General features: G+C 36.2%; 16 protein-coding genes. 6 read left to right on the top strand and 10 right to left on the bottom strand.

From position 1 onward, the window contains the following. Nucleotides 1-55 precede the first annotated feature (55 nt). Nucleotides 56-562 carry a competence protein ComK gene (locus DN393_RS19300; RefSeq protein WP_149173771.1) on the bottom strand — a complete coding sequence of 169 codons (507 nt, stop codon included), beginning with the start codon at nucleotides 560-562 and terminating at the stop codon, nucleotides 56-58. Nucleotides 563-756: 194 nt separating this feature from the next. Here DN393_RS19300 and DN393_RS19295 point away from each other — a divergent pair, with 194 nt between their 5' ends. Further along, nucleotides 757-1,155 carry a DUF4359 domain-containing protein gene (locus tag DN393_RS19295; protein WP_016085527.1) on the top strand — a complete coding sequence of 133 codons (399 nt, stop codon included), beginning with the start codon at nucleotides 757-759 and terminating at the stop codon, nucleotides 1,153-1,155. A gap of 19 nt (nucleotides 1,156-1,174) precedes the next feature. Here the strand turns inward: DN393_RS19295 and DN393_RS19290 are convergent, their stop codons facing one another. Both DN393_RS19290 and DN393_RS19285 read right to left on the bottom strand, forming a co-directional pair. Beyond that, nucleotides 1,175-1,390, bottom strand: coding sequence for a DUF2922 domain-containing protein (locus DN393_RS19290; protein ID WP_001197601.1), 216 nt, complete (start codon nucleotides 1,388-1,390; stop codon nucleotides 1,175-1,177). A 99-nt stretch (nucleotides 1,391-1,489) separates the two neighbouring features. Next, a complete protein-coding gene (locus tag DN393_RS19285) occupies nucleotides 1,490-1,714 on the bottom strand; it encodes a DUF1659 domain-containing protein (RefSeq protein WP_149173770.1) in 225 nt (74 codons plus the stop codon). 110 nt (nucleotides 1,715-1,824) lie between these two features. Here DN393_RS19285 and DN393_RS19280 point away from each other — a divergent pair, with 110 nt between their 5' ends. Beyond that, the gene (locus tag DN393_RS19280) at nucleotides 1,825-2,310 is read left to right on the top strand and encodes a VanZ family protein (RefSeq protein WP_098354932.1); all 486 of its coding nucleotides are present in this window, start codon (nucleotides 1,825-1,827) and stop codon (nucleotides 2,308-2,310) included. Nucleotides 2,311-2,334: 24 nt separating this feature from the next. On the opposite strand, the gene DN393_RS19275 is transcribed toward DN393_RS19280, so the two are convergent. Together DN393_RS19275 and DN393_RS19270 are read right to left on the bottom strand one after the other, a co-directional pair. Then, the gene (locus DN393_RS19275) at nucleotides 2,335-5,091 is read right to left on the bottom strand and encodes a DEAD/DEAH box helicase (RefSeq protein ID WP_088047777.1); all 2,757 of its coding nucleotides are present in this window, start codon (nucleotides 5,089-5,091) and stop codon (nucleotides 2,335-2,337) included. Beyond that, nucleotides 5,075-6,694 carry an SWIM zinc finger family protein gene (locus DN393_RS19270; protein WP_088047778.1) on the bottom strand — a complete coding sequence of 540 codons (1,620 nt, stop codon included), beginning with the start codon at nucleotides 6,692-6,694 and terminating at the stop codon, nucleotides 5,075-5,077. The genes DN393_RS19275 and DN393_RS19270 overlap by 17 nt, the downstream gene beginning before the upstream one ends. A 158-nt stretch (nucleotides 6,695-6,852) precedes the next feature. On the opposite strand from DN393_RS19270, the gene DN393_RS19265 reads away from it, so the two are divergent. Genes DN393_RS19265 through DN393_RS19255 form a run of 3 tightly spaced genes read left to right on the top strand, consistent with a single transcriptional unit; the run spans nucleotide 6,853 to nucleotide 10,292 of the window. Beyond that, on the top strand, nucleotides 6,853-7,344 hold the full coding sequence (locus DN393_RS19265; protein WP_064476158.1) for a zinc ribbon domain-containing protein: 492 nt from the start codon (nucleotides 6,853-6,855) through the stop codon (nucleotides 7,342-7,344). Between the two features lie 5 nt (nucleotides 7,345-7,349). Beyond that, entirely contained in the window at nucleotides 7,350-8,900 is a 1,551-nt protein-coding gene (locus tag DN393_RS19260) for a zinc ribbon domain-containing protein (protein WP_064476159.1), read from the top strand. A 12-nt stretch (nucleotides 8,901-8,912) separates the two neighbouring features. Beyond that, complete coding sequence (locus DN393_RS19255; protein ID WP_149173769.1) at nucleotides 8,913-10,292, top strand: zinc ribbon domain-containing protein; 1,380 nt, start codon at nucleotides 8,913-8,915, stop codon at nucleotides 10,290-10,292. A 99-nt stretch (nucleotides 10,293-10,391) separates the two neighbouring features. Here DN393_RS19255 and DN393_RS19250 read toward each other — a convergent pair whose 3' ends face one another. Both DN393_RS19250 and DN393_RS19245 read right to left on the bottom strand, forming a co-directional pair. Beyond that, nucleotides 10,392-10,694 (bottom strand): DUF3910 family protein, encoded by a 303-nt coding sequence (locus DN393_RS19250; RefSeq protein ID WP_098103004.1) that lies wholly within the window; start codon nucleotides 10,692-10,694, stop codon nucleotides 10,392-10,394. A gap of 79 nt (nucleotides 10,695-10,773) precedes the next feature. Beyond that, on the bottom strand, nucleotides 10,774-11,652 hold the full coding sequence (locus tag DN393_RS19245; RefSeq protein ID WP_002167369.1) for a cell wall-binding protein EntA: 879 nt from the start codon (nucleotides 11,650-11,652) through the stop codon (nucleotides 10,774-10,776). Between the two features lie 664 nt (nucleotides 11,653-12,316). Here DN393_RS19245 and opuD point away from each other — a divergent pair. Then, nucleotides 12,317-13,831, top strand: a complete 1,515-nt coding sequence (gene opuD / locus DN393_RS19235; protein ID WP_064476162.1) for a glycine betaine transporter OpuD — start codon at nucleotides 12,317-12,319, stop codon at nucleotides 13,829-13,831. A 610-nt stretch (nucleotides 13,832-14,441) separates the two neighbouring features. On the opposite strand, the gene DN393_RS19230 is transcribed toward opuD, so the two are convergent. The 3 genes from DN393_RS19230 to DN393_RS19220 all read right to left on the bottom strand — a co-directional run bounded on the left by DN393_RS19230 (nucleotide 14,442) and on the right by DN393_RS19220 (nucleotide 17,967). Next, nucleotides 14,442-15,743, bottom strand: coding sequence for a glycosyltransferase family 2 protein (locus DN393_RS19230; protein WP_000988744.1), 1,302 nt, complete (start codon nucleotides 15,741-15,743; stop codon nucleotides 14,442-14,444). Next, nucleotides 15,740-16,495: a diguanylate cyclase domain-containing protein gene (locus tag DN393_RS19225; protein WP_098103006.1), complete on the bottom strand. Its 756-nt coding sequence runs from the start codon at nucleotides 16,493-16,495 to the stop codon at nucleotides 15,740-15,742. Before DN393_RS19225 ends, DN393_RS19230 begins: the two co-directional genes overlap by 4 nt. A gap of 260 nt (nucleotides 16,496-16,755) precedes the next feature. Next, nucleotides 16,756-17,967, bottom strand: coding sequence for a NupC/NupG family nucleoside CNT transporter (locus DN393_RS19220; protein ID WP_064476164.1), 1,212 nt, complete (start codon nucleotides 17,965-17,967; stop codon nucleotides 16,756-16,758). Nucleotides 17,968-18,200: the final 233 nt, after the last annotated feature.

Raw genomic sequence — 18,200 nt, 5'->3', positions numbered from 1 at the left:
ATAGGATTATAAGAATGGAAGGCAAAGGATATTGCCTTCCATTCTACTTATTCTGTTAAGGTAGTAAATGTAATAAGAGGTTTTTAAATTGTAGTGAATCTTGCATGTTCATACGTGATAATACGTATCCAGCTTTTAATAATTGCTGTTTTAACTTATGGGGACTGATATGTATTGTTGTAGTAGTGCCATTTGAAAAATGAATGTTAGCTTTTTTACTCTTTTTGAAAAATTCTATGTCATCTATATGGTTATAAAATAGCCATATACAGTTTGGAGAAGAAGGAGATTCTGTTGGAAAAGCACAAATATATTCTCGATGATTAATCGGAATTGGGACATTTTGTTTAAATTTAAAGTTTGTTTGGACTGCATTACGTCTGCCTTGATAAGTAGAATGAACATTGGTTAGACAAGATTGCTTGATGAGTTGGAGAGCGGTTTGACAGGAGTAAAGATGGTTCCCGCTACTGTCAATAATTTTGGTGCGATAAGAAGGGTGCTTGTAAGGTTCCAGCATCATTGTAGAATTAGAAATAATAATATCATTTTCGTCATTCATAATTTTGATTCCTCCCTTATAAATGATTTTAATTCCAAATATAATTATATACGAATTAAGTAAAGTGATTGTTAATATTCCGTTTCATATTGTAAATTTTGGTTATTCGTTTACAATCAATAGATGTTAGTCTTTCTAATTTGCATCGCTTGTACATATATATGAAAATAGAAAAGAGTAGGCGGTGAGATAGTATGAAGAAAAGGTATATTATTATGGCTCTAGTTGTTGTTCTTCTAGTATATTTAGCAAATAGTAATCCGAGTAAAGGAGAATATACGGACTGGGCAGCAAAGCAGTTTATGAAACGTAATGATGTAAGTAAGAAGCTAGACGAAGTTCAAAAAGAAAATGAAGAGGGCCTCCTTGGCGATTTAGCATCGGCTGGTAAGAAGTTGGCGAAAAAATATGTTGAGCCACAAGTTGGATTATTAATCGAGAATTATACAAAGCGAAATGATTATATTTTCTTCTCAACATATACGACCGAGTTTGATATAGGCGGAGAGCACTATAAATATGTATGCGTCGGTTTTTCAAAAATCTTTATTCCGATTGAAATGCCGAAGAAAAAAGACGAATCTGCAAAATGATGCAGATTCGTCTTTTTGTTTATAAGGTAATAGGAACTTCAGATACATTCTTTTCTACGAGACGGGCTCCTTTTTTTCGGGTATTATCATTAATTGTTGAAAATACAGATGAGGCAAGGATGGTATCCATTACTTGATTTACGACTTGTGCATCGACAGGTGTAATAGGTTTCTCGATAGAAAAAACAACTGTTTTTCCATCTTCTTTCGCGAAAATTAATTCTAGTACTTGCATACGTTATTTCCTCCTTTTTATTTATCCCGCTATATTGCGAGTAGGGTGTTGGTTCATACTTAGTGGGGGATGAACACCCCCACTGAGTACAGTTTAACCTTATAGGGTAGAAAGATCTGATGTGCTAACAAGCTGTATAGCGTGAAGCGGTGCTGCTTGTAAAGAAGCAAGAGCACGTGCTACGTTGTGTACTTGCTCTAAGTTTGCGTTTGTTTTAACACGCTTAAATTGTTTTTGCTTAAAAGCTGTTTTTCCGTTCTTATCTAATCCATTGTTTAAGACAAGACGTAAAGTTAAGTCCGTTACGATTGTTTCGACTGCCATGTTTATCACCCCCTTTCACTTTATAAATAGGGTACAAATGTCATGTTTTGGCGTGAAATTTATTCTTTTTTTTGGTACTCTTAAAAGATTAAGAGAGGGGCTTCGGAAGAATGAAACGTAAATGGTTATTTTGGATTCCTGTTTTACTATGGATGGGGTTGATTTTCTATTCCTCGGCACAACCATATAAAAAGCAGGATATGCGCTCGGATATTGAACAATATGTAAATGTGGAGTTTGTGAAAGAGCATTTTTCATGGGTATCTATTGATTATGGCGGTGGTACACCTGTTAGCATTGCAAATAAAGGTGTAGGCGGATTTATTGAGTTTTTCCTTCGTAAAGGTGCTCATTTTATGGTGTTCTTTATGCTAGGTTCATTGACGTATTATGCTTTTCATCGATCGGGTCATTCGAGAAAACGGTGCTTTATATACGCTCTTCTTTTCGTTGCGGGATATGCAACATTTGATGAAATTCATCAATGGACTACGGGAGATCGTACACCGATGTGGCAAGATTCATTACTGGATACGTGCGGCGGATTAACAGGGATTATAATAAGTAATTGGTTTTGGAATAGAAAAAGAAGCTAATCTTTTGAGATTAGCTTCTTTTGTTTATACACCAAGTAATTCTTTTAGTTCATCTGTAGATAGTTCGGTCATCCAACTATCGGTTGTAATGACAGCGTTGTTTAATGATTGTTTTCTTTCTAACATTTCATCAATTTTCTCTTCGAGTGTCCCCGTTGTAATCAGTTTATGAACGTGAACGAAGCGTTTTTGACCAATACGATATGCGCGGTCTGTTGCTTGGTTTTCTACAGCTGGATTCCACCAACGGTCGTAGTGAATGACATGGTTGGCAGCGGTTAAGTTTAAGCCAGTTCCACCTGCTTTTAACGATAAGATGAAAATGTCATACGTTCCGTTTTGGAATTGCTCGATCATTTTGTCACGTTCTTTCTTCGGTACACTACCGTTTAAGAAGAGGACGCGCTGACCGAAATGTTCTTCTAACACATTTTTTAGCATGTTCCCCATACCGATGTATTGTGTGAAGATTAAACAACTTTCATTTTGATCTTTTATATTTTCAATTAGTTCCATTAGGGTGCTTGTTTTCATGGAACGTTCGATTATGTCTTTTGGTTCTGTTTCTTTTAAATAAAGAGCGGGGTGATTACAAATTTGTTTAAGTTTGTTCAGCATGAGTAATATAAATCCGCGTCTTTCAATCCCGCTTAATCCTTCTACATTTTGCAATGTATCTTGAACAAGTTGTTCATATAAGGAAGCTTGTTCACCAGTAAGTGGACAGTAAGCTTTCTGTTCTTGTTTATCTGGTAAGTTTAATGCGACGGTTTGATCTTTTTTCGTACGACGCAGTAAAAACGGCGAGATAAAACGTTGAACTTGTTGGATTTTTCCTTCGTCACGGTCCTTTTCAATCGGTGAGACGAAGCGGCGCTGGAATTGTCCTAAGCTGCCGAGATATCCATGATTAATGAAGTCGAAAATAGACCAAAGCTCGGCAAGTCGGTTTTCCATCGGTGTACCGGTTAAAGCGATTTTGTGATTTGCTGGCAAGTTTCGTACTGCTTTCGATTGTTTCGTATGTGGGTTTTTAATATTTTGTGCTTCATCCAAAATAACAGCATCCCAGCATAACGTACTAAGTTCCTCTTCATCAAGCTGAGCTAATGCATAAGATGTTAATACAACATCTGCTGATTGAAGGAAGTCTTTAAATAATTCGCCTTTCGCTCGGTTACTTCCATAATGTAACTGAACGCGTAAATTTGGTGCGAAACGCTCAAATTCTTTTTGCCAATTTCCAAGAACAGATGTCGGTGCCACGATTAAAGCAGGGCCTGTTTGGAGATTGTTCTCTTTTATATATAGTAAGTAAGTGATCGTTTGAATGCTTTTTCCAAGTCCCATGTCGTCAGCTAATAATGCTCCGAATCCAAGCGTTCTTAAATATAATAACCACTCAATGCCATGTTGTTGATACGGACGGAGTGTTGCGTTTAGTGCAGAAGGAACATCTACTTTTGGAATATCTCCAATGTGCAATAGTTTTTGGAATAGCTCTTCATAATATCCATCTAGCTCGATTTCAATATCGGTAAATGGACTATCTTCTTCTACAATTTCTGTTTCAGCAGTGTTTGATAAATGTTGCTGAAGGACATCTTTCATTTCTAGTCCATATTTATCGGCACGGTTCATAAGCTTTCGTACTTCTTCAATAAAGGCTGGATCCAGTCTCATCCATTGACCATTTATATTGAATAACCGTTTGTTTTGTTCAACGAGTTCGAAAAATTCGCTTTCGGATAAATCAATGCCGTTCGTTGAAATGCGCCAGTCAAAGTTAACGAGTGTATTCATGCCGAAGAAAGATTGCGTTTGCGTGGCATTTTGCTTCAACTGCACACGTAATTTGGGTTTTGTCGCTTTTAAATTTTGCCACCAGGATGGCAGTAAAATCGTAATACCTGCAGCGAGTAATTCGTTACTTGCTTCTGTTAAGAAGTTCCACGCTTCTGTTTCAAAGAGCTCACTTCGGAATGTATCGCCTTCTTTTAACCACGGTACGAGCTTACTGAATCCTTCTTGTGTTTCAAGAATACGTTCTTCATAATCGTGCCATCGTTTTGGCAAAGAATCGATACTTTCATATACATATATGCGATGTGCCCCGCGCTTTGGTGTAACAATTGTCTCAAGCTTCCACATTTCAAATTCTTCTTGCGGCTCTTGTAGCCGTAGTCCGATTGTAAAGGGAAGGTCATCTTCAATGTAACCAATTTTTCGAAGCCAATCTTCTTCATGTAGTGCTGCATCCAATTGTCTTTTCGTAAAGTCGTAATGTTCATAAAGTCTCTTGGCATCTTCCCATCCATCGTTTGAACGGTTATCTTGTAATATGCTTTCATTTACCGCGGCGGAGAAAAGAGATGCCAATGTGTCATCTTCAATTGGGCTATTTTGCACTTTCCAAGATGGTTGCTGAGACCAACGCTCCATATCAGGTACGAAGCTACCGCTTGTGAAGGCATCCCATAATTCATTCGCATCTTTCGTAAGTGCTGTAATAGGGCCATTCATTTGAATATGGGCAAAGGAGTTCATCGGTTTATTAGCGATGTATTCAAATGCTTGTGCGTTTGTTAGCATAACACCTTGTTTTCCTTCAAAGGTCGCTTCTTTTAGAAACGTGCCGTAGAAGGAGGTAGAGTGCCATGTAAATGCATTTCGTTTCCAACTTGTTACGGATAATGGAGTACCGCTGTCATCTTCTCCCCAAAGGAACCAACCTTGACTAACGTGCTGGAGCCTAATTGTTACTTCAGTTTGATTGATCATCAATTAATTTTCCTTTCCGTAATTCCTCTTGTAGTGCACGCAGACGTGAATGTAAGTTTGCGATGTGAATAATGAAAGCATCCCATTCATCAGTACGCTTTAATCGTTTATATAATGTACGTAATTTCTTTAAGTAACGAACTGCACGTCTATATGATTTGCGGTTTCGCTCTTCAATGGCCTCGGTAGCAGCAAGGTGATAAAGAGGAAGGGCTGCTTCTGGTGCTTCCTTTTCAATATCTTTCAGTGGCTCTTTCAAAAGTTCAATTGCTTCAAACCCATGTAAGAGCTGAAGTTCTGCCCATGTACGATATTGCTTTTTCGCGAGTACGTATTGCTCATAGTTTGCGAAACTATATGGTAATAGTTCTTGCAAAATCATTTCGAGTCCGGCTTGTTCATTTGTATGGTTTGCATACGTTTCATACATGATGACAAATAAGCGAACGATATCTTTTATGAAAATCGTATTTTCGTGCTCATGTATCGTTTTCTTCACTTGTTTATACGTAAAGGAAAGCCAGTTTTTCGCACGATCCCACTGCATTGTATTTAATAGCTCTTCTAACCAATAGAAGTACAGACTTACAACAGAAGCAGGCTGTTTCTTTAGTAAGTCCATAGCTATTAGGTCTTCGTCATTTAAAAAGAGTAGATGAGAAGATGCTAATGCTTTGGAAAGTGGATTGATTTTCGTATCGATTCGCTTTTCTTCTTCTTGCAGTTTCTCTTTATTGTGTAAGAGTTCACTCCATATGTGACGATAAATAAAAAATCTTTCTTGCGTATAGGCGTCGGTGGAGAAGAATACTTCGTGAACGAGACGAGCTGTTTCTTGCAAAATTGCTTCAGACTCTGAAGGAATCGCTTCTGATTGTAAGTCCCGAACGATGGATTCCACTTTATCTACAAATAAGCGAACGACGTTAACAGGCTGGTGATAAGAATACGTTTTATTTGCTTCGAAGTCCTGAATTTCTTCTAATAATTTTTGAAAGCAATAAAGCGCTGCATGTAGCCTGAACAACTCATGTATCACAACGATACGCGGAGCTTTCCGCTCCAGTTTCGTATAGAAGTCTGTAAAAATACTCATAAGAAAATACATTTGTTTATAAGTAAGCCGAGCTTGTTCTTTTTTAAATGATTCATATTCGTTGTCAAAATACGATTGCCAACTTTTATAATCCGTTTCTTCAAACGCTGATGATTGCAATACTTGTCTTGCAGTTCGAATAGGAGGAAGGGAAGGTTTCGTATTATTTTTAAATAAAGTTAATACATCTCCTACTTGCCCGAAACTAGATGCTGCAGATAGTAAAACAGCGAGCATATGCTCACATTGCGTTGGTGCAAAGCAATCGCAATAGCTTTCAGCGACGTTACGAATCGGGATATGGACGCTATATACGCTGCCTCCAGCATCTACAGTTCCTGATAGCGTATAACCATCAAAGTCAACGTTGTAGACAACACCACTACGATATAGGTGCCGAGCTGTAGCGACATGTTCCTGATCAGCTGTTTGCTGTGGATCTAGTCCTTGAACGAACTCATTCGCAATCATCATAATTTCATCTTTCGTAATTGAGTGTTGCAGCATAATATTCCTCCGTACACATATTTCTTTCCTTTACCATTATAAACAAAAAATGCTCAAAACAGAAAAAATGAAATTTGGATTACATAAATTGAAAATCATGGTAATATATATAATGTTAATTTCGCATATTACTATATATGTATAGGGGGAGAAATGATTTGTCAGATTTACAGACGAAGTTAGGCAGTGGAATGAATAAGTTACAAGAAGGAATTGAGCAAGGGAAGATGAAGTTACAAGTTGCGCAAGAAATCGCTCAACTGAAAAAAGAAATGCAAGTGCAAATGCAGAAAAAGGCAGAGGTTCTATTAGAGATTGGACAACGAGTCTATGTTCAATTAAGAGGAAATGGAGTAGATGAAGCGAGCTTAAAAGAAATGATTGCTCCAGTTCAAGAATTTGATGTAGCTATTTATCAAGCAAGAAAACGCATTGTTGAACTGCAAAAGCAACAAGGCGAGAAAGCTACATGTGAATGTGGTGGACCTTTATCAATAAATGATAAGTTTTGTGGTTCGTGTGGAAAGCCTAATCCAATGTTAGCGATAGAAAATGAAGGTGAAACGACAAATTGTATTTCATGTAATGAACATATCGATCAAAACTCTACTTACTGTCCGGTTTGTGGAATTAAGCAAAGTGGGGAGTGAATTAGATGTATTGTCGCACATGTGGAAATCAACATGGTGAAGAGGTAAACTATTGCCCTAATGAAGGAAGTATGGAGATTGCAGGAGCTATAGATGCAGTAACGTTAGAACAAGATACTGCAAAATACTGCAAAGGTTGTGGCGGTGAAAATGCTCCGCAAAATTTATATTGCCAAAAGTGTGGGCATTCCTTATTTATTGTGAAGAAAAAAGAACAATCTATTAAATTGCCTACAATGGACGGTACTCCTGAAGTTAAATTTACAGCAGATAAAGCCGTTTTAAAAACAGGTTTTATTGGTGGGATTGTTGCAAGTATTCTCATGTTAATTGCTGGTTGGATTGGTAGTGTATTATTTGCTTCTATATTAAGTGAGATGTTTAGTAAATTTGCGAAAGAATTAGAAATGTTGCCAAGCTTTTATTCAAGTGCAACTTCTACGATGTTAAGTTATCATTTACTTGGTTTTACAGCTAGCGACGAGAGTGGATTGATATTTTCTTTATCTTGGCATACTCCATTTACATTACTATTAATCATTCCATTTATGATTTTCGCTGGTACAGGAATTTGGTTAGGAAAGCAGCGTGTTGCAAAAACGATTAAGGATCAAATCTTTATAGCAGCAACAGTTGGTATTATTTATGGTGTCTTTTTATTCATTATAAGTTTTATAGCATCACAATCTTTCGCAATTCCATTCTCAGAAGCAGGTAAGATTACGGTTGGCTATTCAGCGATTAAGAGTTTATTGAGTGGTTTTGCATGTGGGACATTATTTACCTTAATAGGATTTATTGCTCATACAAGCAAAAATAATATGGCAGCAGCATTTCAAGAGTTAATGCCATATGGAGCGTCTGTTTATTACGGTATTTCAGCCATGATAAAAGGACTTTTAATAACAGCAGTAGTGGTTTGTATTATGGCGTTAGTAAATAAGGAAGACAGTATTGAACCGTTAAAAGAAATAACAACTTTAAAATCTGAAAGTACATTATTAGCATTAGAGTTAACACCTCAATTATGGAGTATGGCTCATTTTGCTCCGTTAGAAGTATCAAGTCCAGCACTTAGTAAGGAGTTTACTGGAATTGGTAAGAAATCAAAATCATCTGAGAGCACATTATCATTTTCATTTATATCAGGCATCTCTGTAAATGGCGTAGTGGTTAGAGATATAATGATTTCAAAAGGAGCAAGTCAGGAAAGCCTTGCTGAATTTGATGAAGTGAATAACGTATTCCATTACGGTTTATTACTGCTTATTATTCCATTGTTCCTTATGTTTAGAGCGGGAAGAAAGTTAGCTGAATTATCGACTGCCAATATATATATTACATTAGTAGTATGCAGTGGTTCTTACACGATTATGATGATTGTAATGAATATGATTTCTAAGTTCCAAATTGATGTTTCAGGGACTGTAACAAGTTTGTTTGGAACAAGTGGAACGGTATTATCTATGCAAAATTCATTTGTATATTTAACTATATGTAGTTTTATTGTGACATATGTAGCAGCATTTGTTGGAATGAAGTTAGCTAAAAAGTAGGAGGAGAGCACGTTGAAGTTTTGTGGAACATGTAAAAAGAACGTTGCAGACCATTTGAACTTTTGTCCCGAGTGTGGGAGTAAAGTAGAAGTAATCGTCGATAACACCGCCACTTCATATACAGAAGTGCAAAGCGAGACAAAACCAGCCAAAAGTAAGAAAAATTTATTTTTAATCATTGGTTTCGCCATCATTGCCATTTTATTATTTGGGGCATATAAATTTGGAGCATACAAGTTTTCAAAAGAAAAGCAAATAAATGTAATGATTGAAGCATTCCAAAAGAAAGATATTACTGCAATTGATGAGTTTGTGAAAGCGAATGATTCAAGCTTAAAGATTAAGACAGAGGATATTAAAGCGTACATGCGTTACTTAAAAGAGAACCCTTCTTACAATAAACAATTATTGTCTTATTTACAGAAAGAGACAGTAGATCAAAAGTTAACAAAGGATAAAAATTCGTTTAAAGATGGGGAAATTGTAGAAGAGGGAAAAGAGTGGTTCTTATATCCAAAGTATAAGTTTAGCATGAAATCTTATTATATGAGTGTTAGTACAACTGCAAAGAATGCGGAAATATATGTGAATGATAAAAAAGAAACAGAACTTTCTAGTGATAAAACTTCGAAAGAGTTGGGACCATACTTCCCAGGTACGTATGTTGTCAAGGCAACAGCGAAGACAGAACTTACTGAATTAGAAACAGAGAAAGAAGTAGATTTAGCAGATGAACAGGGCGAGAAAGTGAATGTAGATTTATCACTTGAAGGAAAGTATGTAAGCATTTCTTCTGATGAAAATGATGCAACCGTATTTGTAAATGGTAAAAAACGTGGGAAATTAAGTTATGGTAATTATAAACTGGGTCCTGTATCCACAGATGAAACAGTAGAAGTACATTTAGAGAAAACTACTGATTTTGGTGTAATAAAATCTGAAAGTATTAAAATTGGAGACCAAAGCACGTATTACTTAAAATTCCCGAAAGAAACATCAAGCTCAGCAGTGGGTGATTTTGTACGAAATCACATTTATAATAACGTACGTGCGATTTCGTTAAATGATTTTAGTTTAATTGAAAATGATTATGATAAGAGCGGGAAATCGTACAAGGAAGACCGTGATTACATACAGTATCTACACAAAAAAGGAATTACAGAAGACTTATTAACGATGGATGTTCGTAATGTAGAACGTCAAAGTGCTACGAAATATAAAGTAACGACATATGAAGAGTACCATATTCGTTACGGTGATGGGTCTGTAAAGTTCAAAAGTTTTAATAATGACCATATCGTTACTGTTAATGGAAATGGAAAGGTGCTATATCATTCTCTGGGTGCCAATGATACGTTGAAATCAGAGGAAGTATCTGGTCCGACTCGTTAATAAAAGAGAGAGGTTGTTCAATATTGTTGAACAACCTCTTTTTTATAGTTTACTTCTTTTGTGAATTTTTGCCGGTAAAATGATATCCCTTTTTTACAATTATGAGCGCGTTTCCTTTAATATCGCTTGCACATATGGATCATGTAATATTTGTTCTATAATTGGTAACATGTTTTGTTTGAATGGAATATCAATAGGGAATGGCTTTTGAGAGCCGGGTTTGATTCCATATTGGACAATTTTGTAATGTGTATTTTCTTCAGAGCTGAGCACAACTAATTTATATCTATTGTCATCGCCAGCGAGTGAAAAGTCGATGGAAGTAGCGTCGTATGTTACTTCATCTTTATATATATACGGTTTTGGGGTACCGATCCAGTCTATTTTTGCTTGTACATTCATGAACATAACCTCCTTATAGTTATTATAAAAAAATAAAAGCCAGCTCTCAACAAAGAGAACCGGCTTTAGCAGTCATTGGTTATTTTAAAATTTTCACTTTAACAGTTTTGCGTCCCCATTTTTGAGCAGCGCTATCTGATCCAAGTAGGATGTCGATACGGTTACCTTTAATTGCACCGCCAGTATCTCCAGCGATAGCTTCTCCGTAACCTTCTACCCATACTTTAGATCCTAATGGGATTACTTTCGGATCAACAGCGATCATTTTCATGTTTGGGTTCGCTGTTAAGTCATGACCCATTGCAGTTAATACACGGCCACCGTATGTGCCACCGTTTTCGCTCGGATGAGCTGTATATGCTGTAGCTACAACTGTTAACTCACGACCACCAGAAGGTGTGCTAGTTTCAGCAGCTTTCACAGCAGGCTTAGCAGCTGGTTTTGCTTGTGCTGCAGGTGCTTGTGCTTTAGCTGGTGCTACAGTTTTAGCAGGAGCAGGTTGTTCTTGTTTCTCAATAACAGGCGCTGTGCCTGTTAAGAAAGGAACGTGAACATAAGCTGTTTTCCCGTTATATTCAAATTGTAACCACTCATTTTGTACTTGGTTCGTTGTTTCGATCATATCGTCTTTCTTCAACGTTCCAAGAATTTCTGAGTTTGTGTTCGCTTCAGCACGTACATTTAATACGTTAGCTGTTACATAGTAAGAGTTCTTTGTAAACTCTGCACTTACGAATGCGTCTTTACCATCTAATTTGATTTGTGACCATCCGTTTTCTGTATTTAGAACATCTAATTTATGACCATTCTGTAATTTACCGACAACTTTTGATTCAGTAGTAGGGTTTTCTCGTACGTTTAGTACGTCTGTTGTTACAACAGTTTCTGCATTAGCAGATGCGGTGAAAATCCCAAGACCAAAAACTGCTGCTGTTGCTATTCCAATTAATTTTTTCATGATAGCCTCCATTGCGTTTGTTTTCGTGTCCTCATTATAGCAACAGATTTTTTCGGATTTCGGGAAAACACACAATTACAAACCATTCGTAATCAGTCGTTAACATCCTGTAATATAACAAAAGATATAGGAAAGCGTTTTTCATTCTATGTGATTAGTAGGTTTCTACTTATATTCAAAATATTTAATACAACATATATTTTTCGGCGTAAATAAAAATGTTACAGGAGTGTTACATAATATTTACTAAACGATTACATTCCTTGAGTATTTTGCCGTTTTATGGGTAATATAGTTATATAAACATAAACATTTCGTTTGTGAAACTATAAACACGTGCTATATACTAGCAAAAAAACCGCATAATTGTTACAAAAAGAAAGGGTTGCAAGGAAGAAAAATGCCCTTTTTTACATCTGTAACACATCCTTTTTTGGGAAAATACATTCCCATCCGCATTTTTCTCACACAATTTGACAGCAGTATTTCGATCTTGTAGCTCTTGCAGAGTGAAAAGGTTATACGGAAGGTAAGGCTGTCCATAAGAATTCGAATTGGTGAAGGTGAAAGTAAGAAAATCACCGTAAAATTATAGTTTTCTATCCGATTTTACATATCGGAATTTATGTTATTTACAAAAGTGAAACCTACGAAGGGGGATTTGATGAGGAAACTGACAAAAACATTCATCGTATCATTAACATTATGTATTGCATTTACACTTTGGGGGATTATTCCCGAATCTATTATTGGAAAAGGTAGCTTAGGAAATGTAACAACCGCAATTCAAACTGCATTAGTTAGTAAGTTTGGATGGTTCTATATTATTTCTGTTTCTATTATATTAGGTGTGTCTATCTTTTTAATTGTTTCGAAATACGGTTCTATTCGTTTAGGTAAAGATGATGATGAACCTGATTATAGTTATATGACATGGTTTGCTATGCTATTTAGCGCTGGTATGGGTATTGGTTTAGTTTTCTGGGGCGTTGCCGAACCATTAAACCATTTGTACGCACCTCCGTTTGGAGAAGGTGCAACTGAGGAAAGTGCGCGTCTTGCACTACGTTTTTCATTTTTTCATTGGGGATTACATCCGTGGGGACTATATGCATTTGTAGCGCTGTGTATTGCTTACTTTACTTTTAGAAAAGGAAAAGCAAGTACGATTAGTGCGACAGTAGGTCCGTTATTTAAAGGCGGGGAGCATGGACGTATTGCTCATTCATTTGATGTGTTAGCTGTTTTCGCAACTGTGTTTGGTGTTGCAACATCATTAGGTCTTGGTGCGAAGCAAATTGCAGGTGGTGTTAGTTATTTAACATCTATCCCGAATTCATTGCCGACACAGTTAGTTATTATTGCAATCGTAACCGTTCTTTTCATGTTATCTGCGCAAACAGGTCTTGATAAAGGAATTAAATATTTAAGTAATGCGAATATTATTTTGGCGTTTGCACTTATGATTATTGTATTATTTGCAGGTCCAACAAACTTTATTATGAATTACTTCACTTCAACAATCGGTTCTTATATTCAGGAATTGCCAAGCATGAGCTTCCGTTTAAGTCCATTAGATGAAGGCGGAAATCAATGGATTCAGTCATGGACAATTTTCTATTGGGCATGGTGGATTGCATGGTCACCATTCGTAGGTACGTTTATTGCCCGTGTTTCACGAGGACGTACGATTCGTGAGTTTGTTATCGGTGTGTTACTCGTACCGACTGTAATCGGTGCGCTTTGGTTCTCTGTTTTCGGCGGGACTGGTATTCATATGGAGCTGTTTGGTGATGCTCATATCTTCGACAAAGTGAAAGAGATGGGAACAGAAGTAGGGTTATTCGCTATGTTTGATCAGATGGGAAGCTTTGGATCAGCTTTATCGGTATTAGGTATTCTGCTTATTGCAACATTCTTTATTACATCTGCAGACTCTGCGACATTCGTTTTAGGGATGTTAACGACACATGGTAGTTTAAATCCACCAAACCGCATTAAAATGGTTTGGGGTATCGTTTTAGCATCGATAGCTTCTACCTTATTATATGTTGGTGGATTAGAAGCACTGCAAACAGCAGCTATTATTGCGGCATTCCCATTCGTCTTCGTTATTTTCTTTATGATGGCAGCATTATTTAAAGAGTTACAAAAAGAGGGGCGTATGAAGCGTCATTAATAATAGAAGGAAAAAGGGCTGATTATGTATCAGCTCTTTTTTATATAGAAGGAATTTTAAACACAAGTAAGGGAAATAAAATACTTTACTATATAAGTAGTATGCCTTTTATATAAAGAAAAATCGATACGTTTCGACAAAATACGATAATTTGTAAATTCTATTCATATTTTTGACAAAAAATTGTCGGAAATGTGTTGTCACGTTTATGTATATGTGCTATATTATTTCCTGTAAGCGATTTCAAATAGTTTTAAAGCGCATTCAAGGGGGACATCTAGAATAATGAAACGTTACGAAAGAAAGTGGAAGCATATTTGTTTGAAACGTGTGGCACATCGTAGTGTCCAAGAAAGCACGGAACCTAAGACTGAAACGCGCAAAGAACAGCAAGAGAAGCAATTGGTTCTACAAAAATAGCAATCACTTTTTCGTATATAAATGAAGGTCAATCGTTCGTTGGGGGATGGACGTGAAATTACTTTCAGCTAAGGGGTATTGTCTGATATATAATTTATACGGCAATAAATCAGCACAGAGCATACGGCGCTCTGTGCTGATTTTTATTTTGTAAATAAAAATCAGTGGGAGAACCCCACTGATTAAAGTTTTACTTTTCTTTTTTGAATCGAACTGTTTTATCCCAGCCAATGACTTGTTTCTTGCTCTTTGCACGTAAGTATAAAATTAAGCTGCGAATGAATAAGTACGTAAAGAGCTGTGCGTACGTAAAGTACATGATAACACTAATAAAAATATTAGTTGGTGTAAAGGTTCGTTCCACACTCTGGGCACTAAATAATTGAGAAACATATGTAATATATGCGACATACCACATAAATAGTAGCGGAATGCTATATTGAATTTGGAATATCCCGAGTAACCCAATTACAAACCAAACGTTCGAAATGATTAAGAATAGCCAAAATACAACATACACTAAAACTTGTTGTAAGGAATGGACGAGAAGTTTTCCTTTAAAGAAACTTAAGGAAGAAAACATTTTTTCTAAAATGTACAAGTTTCCTTGGAGCCAACGTGTACGCTGCTTAATAAGGATTTTTAAATGCTCAGGTTCTTGTTCCCATGTAATCGATTCTGGAACGATTGGTAAGAGATAGCCTTTTTGTGTAATTCGTAATGTTAATTCAGCGTCTTCTGCAATTGCATACGGGTCATAGCCGCCAAGTTCTTCTAATGCAGAGCGACGAAGAAGCATATTTGTTCCTGTTAGTGAACCTGTTTGGAATAGTAACCAGCGTCCGGATTGCATAAGGAGCTGGAAGATTTGAAATTCTAATGAAATCATTCGTGTTAGCCAGTTTCTATTTTCATTTACAGTACGAACGTGACCAACAGCTCCAACGGCATCCTCGGTTGTTTCAGCGTGTTCTACAAGCATTCGCAGAGCATGTGGTTCAGGCTGGTTATCTGCATCATACACACAGAAGTATTCACCATCTGAAATACTAAGACCATAGTTTAATACACGTGATTTCCCTTTTGGCTCACCTGCCGGAACACGAATGTGACGAATATGAGCATAAGCTTTGTCAAAATCGTCACCAATTTCAGGTGTCTCATCTTGCGAATTATCGTTTAATAAATAAACAGTTAGTTTACCTGGATATTCAATCTTCGCCATCGCCTCTAAAGTATCTTTAATAACGACACCTTCATTGTGGGCAGGTATTAAAATGTCGACGCTTGGATAATGTTCTAGCGTACGATCTTTTCGTTTACTATTTCGGTGAACTAAACCTGCGAGTGTTAAGAAAGAATAGTAAACAAGTAAGGCAGAGAATAGAAAGGCTGTAAAAATAAGTATATACTTAATCGAAAATGTGATGCTAATCCAAAACACGAGTACGCAAAATAGAAGGAATAAAAGAAGTATAACGAGTGTCATCATAATAACGTCTGTCCTTTGTTCCCAATTTGCTCGCGTGAAATTTTTATATCTTGGATCGCTTCAGCAGCAAGCCATTTCTCCATTTTTGGCTTTAGGCGATTCATTACAATGTCAGCACCGGCTTCATTTGTGTTTTGTAATAAAATAACGAGCTTATTATTATCATATTCAGCAGCAAGGTCAAAGTCAGCTCTTATCGTTTCAACTAATAATGAAGCTACACGGTCCATAACACTTTCCTTCGTATATTTACTAAAGGAAGTGAAGTCAAAATAAATAATAACGCCTGTTTCATTACGGCGATTCATTGCATTTATTAATAATGCTTGTCGTCTTTCGAATTCTTTTCTTGTTAATAATTTTGATTCTCCAATGTATTGTTCTAACGTTCTCACACGTTCGGTTAATTCTTTATTTTCATGAATAACCTTCTTTAATAAATGAGTTGAGATATATACGATGAAGAAGTTTGCTGCCATTAGGAAGTGAGTAATAATGTATTCCCATTGTTCTGATGTACTCCATAAGTAAAGCCATGCTTGGTAGAACAGGTAGAATACCGAAATAATGGTTCCTAATATAAAGAGAACAAATGCGGTTTTATCAGTCAATAATAGAAATAGTACATTAACAATTACATATATAATTGTAAAAATGAGAGCATGCTCATATTGCGTTACATGTACAGTTGTAAAATAAAATAAAATTTGTAAAATCCACATAGAGAGGACTTTATAGAAGTTATCTTTCACAAAATTTTCCTCCTTAAAGGTAATTCATGCAAGGATACTTGTAGTATGCGCAATTATTAAGAAATAGACCGGATGACTAGGTTATTTTGGAGAGCAACCACAAGTAGTATCTCTCTTTTGTAAGAAAAAATAAACAGACTTACTAATTATTGTATCATAATGTTCTTATATTTAAGCATAAAGTATTTAATATATACCGAAAAAATATACAACATATAATAAAAAGCCCCCTCTTTAGAAAGAGGAGACTTTGCATCATTTTATAGGAACATCATACCTGCAACTGCTGCATTTAAGAAGTTTGCTAATGTACCAGCGATAACTGCTTTAATCCCTAACTGTGCAATTTGTTTACGGCGAGTAGGAGCTAACGTTCCTGTTACACCTAATTGAATTGCGATAGAAGAGAAGTTTGCGAATCCACAGATTGCAAATGTTAAAATTAAGTTTGTTTTTGCAGAGAACTCTGCCATGTGTGGTCCTAAGTTTGCGTATGCAACGAATTCGTTGATTGCAAGTTTTTGACCGATAAAGCTTGCTGCTTGTACAGCTTCACCAGGAGAAACCCCGATTAAGATTGCAAATGGTGATAGTAAGTAACCGAAGATTAAATCAAGGCTAAGTTTAATATGGAACAGAGAGCCAATTAATCCTAATAGACCATTTAATAAAGCGATTAATGCGATGAAAGCCATTAACATTGCTGCTACGTTAATAACAAGTTGCATACCTTCAGATGCACCACGTGCAGCTGCATCAATAACGTTTGCATCTTCACGTTCTGTAGAAAGTTCAACGTTATTATCTACTTTTTCTGTTTCTGGCATAATTAATTTCGCAATTAATAAACTTGATGGAGCTGCCATAATTGCTGCTGCTAATAAGTGTTCTAACGGAATACCCATTGCTGCATAGCCGACAAGAACCGATCCGGCAACAGCTGTCATACCGCTTACCATAATAGTGAAGAATTCACTATTTGTTAAACGTGCTAAGTAAGGTTTGATTAAGATTGGAGCTTCAGTTTGTCCTAAAAATACAGTTGTTACTGAGTTTAAACTTTCTGCTTTAGAAGTTCCAAGAAGTTTACTTAATGCGCCACCAACGACACTAACAAATTTCTGCATAATACCGAAATGATATAAGATTGCTACTAATGAACTAATAAATACGATTGGAAGTAGTGCTTGAATAAAGAAGACAAATCCCCAAGGGCCTTTTGCGTTGACTAAATCCCCAGCAACGAACTTAATTCCCTCGTAAGAAAAATTAATTAATCCTTGAACACCATCAGCAGCGTATTTTAAACCTGCTTTTCCGGCATCCCATCGTAATACGATAAATGAAAATGACATTTGTAATGCTAGCGCGATTAAAATTGTGCGCCAATTAATAGCTTTGCGGTTGGAAGATAGTAAAAAAGCAATTGCTAATACTCCAATCACGCCGCCAATTCCCCATAAAAGATTCATGCAGTGTATGCTCCTTCCTCATAGTAAAAAAGTGTATAAACCAGTTGTCTATACTTTTGCGAATATAACATCTTAAGTAACTTATCATAATGGACATCGGAGGTCAAACGTCTAACAAAAAGTTTAAATAAAAAGAAAATTCTTCAAAAAAACACATATAAAATGATTAGACATGAAATAGGTTATGTTTTTTATGTGAAAATATACATTATGATAACGTTATGGAGTGTTTT

The sequence above is a fragment of the Bacillus sp. BPN334 genome (assembly GCF_008368885.1).
In the GTDB taxonomy this organism is placed as follows: domain Bacteria; phylum Bacillota; class Bacilli; order Bacillales; family Bacillaceae_G; genus Bacillus_A; species Bacillus_A wiedmannii.
This window is presented reverse-complemented; position numbering and strand designations above follow the sequence as displayed.

Coding starts and splice junctions, on each gene's coding strand:
- DN393_RS19280 (WP_098354932.1), top strand. CDS start 1,825: ATGAAACGTAAATGGTTATTTTGGATTCCTGTTTTACTATGGATGGGG.
- DN393_RS19230 (WP_000988744.1), bottom strand. CDS start 15,743: ATGATGACACTCGTTATACTTCTTTTATTCCTTCTATTTTGCGTACTC.
- DN393_RS19270 (WP_088047778.1), bottom strand. CDS start 6,694: ATGCTGCAACACTCAATTACGAAAGATGAAATTATGATGATTGCGAAT.
- DN393_RS19245 (WP_002167369.1), bottom strand. CDS start 11,652: ATGAAAAAATTAATTGGAATAGCAACAGCAGCAGTTTTTGGTCTTGGG.
- DN393_RS19220 (WP_064476164.1), bottom strand. CDS start 17,967: ATGAATCTTTTATGGGGAATTGGCGGCGTGATTGGAGTATTAGCAATT.
- DN393_RS19250 (WP_098103004.1), bottom strand. CDS start 10,694: ATGAATGTACAAGCAAAAATAGACTGGATCGGTACCCCAAAACCGTAT.
- DN393_RS19260 (WP_064476159.1), top strand. CDS start 7,350: ATGTATTGTCGCACATGTGGAAATCAACATGGTGAAGAGGTAAACTAT.
- DN393_RS19295 (WP_016085527.1), top strand. CDS start 757: ATGAAGAAAAGGTATATTATTATGGCTCTAGTTGTTGTTCTTCTAGTA.
- DN393_RS19290 (WP_001197601.1), bottom strand. CDS start 1,390: ATGCAAGTACTAGAATTAATTTTCGCGAAAGAAGATGGAAAAACAGTT.
- opuD (WP_064476162.1), top strand. CDS start 12,317: ATGAGGAAACTGACAAAAACATTCATCGTATCATTAACATTATGTATT.
- DN393_RS19300 (WP_149173771.1), bottom strand. CDS start 562: ATGAATGACGAAAATGATATTATTATTTCTAATTCTACAATGATGCTG.
- DN393_RS19285 (WP_149173770.1), bottom strand. CDS start 1,714: ATGGCAGTCGAAACAATCGTAACGGACTTAACTTTACGTCTTGTCTTA.
- DN393_RS19275 (WP_088047777.1), bottom strand. CDS start 5,091: ATGATCAATCAAACTGAAGTAACAATTAGGCTCCAGCACGTTAGTCAA.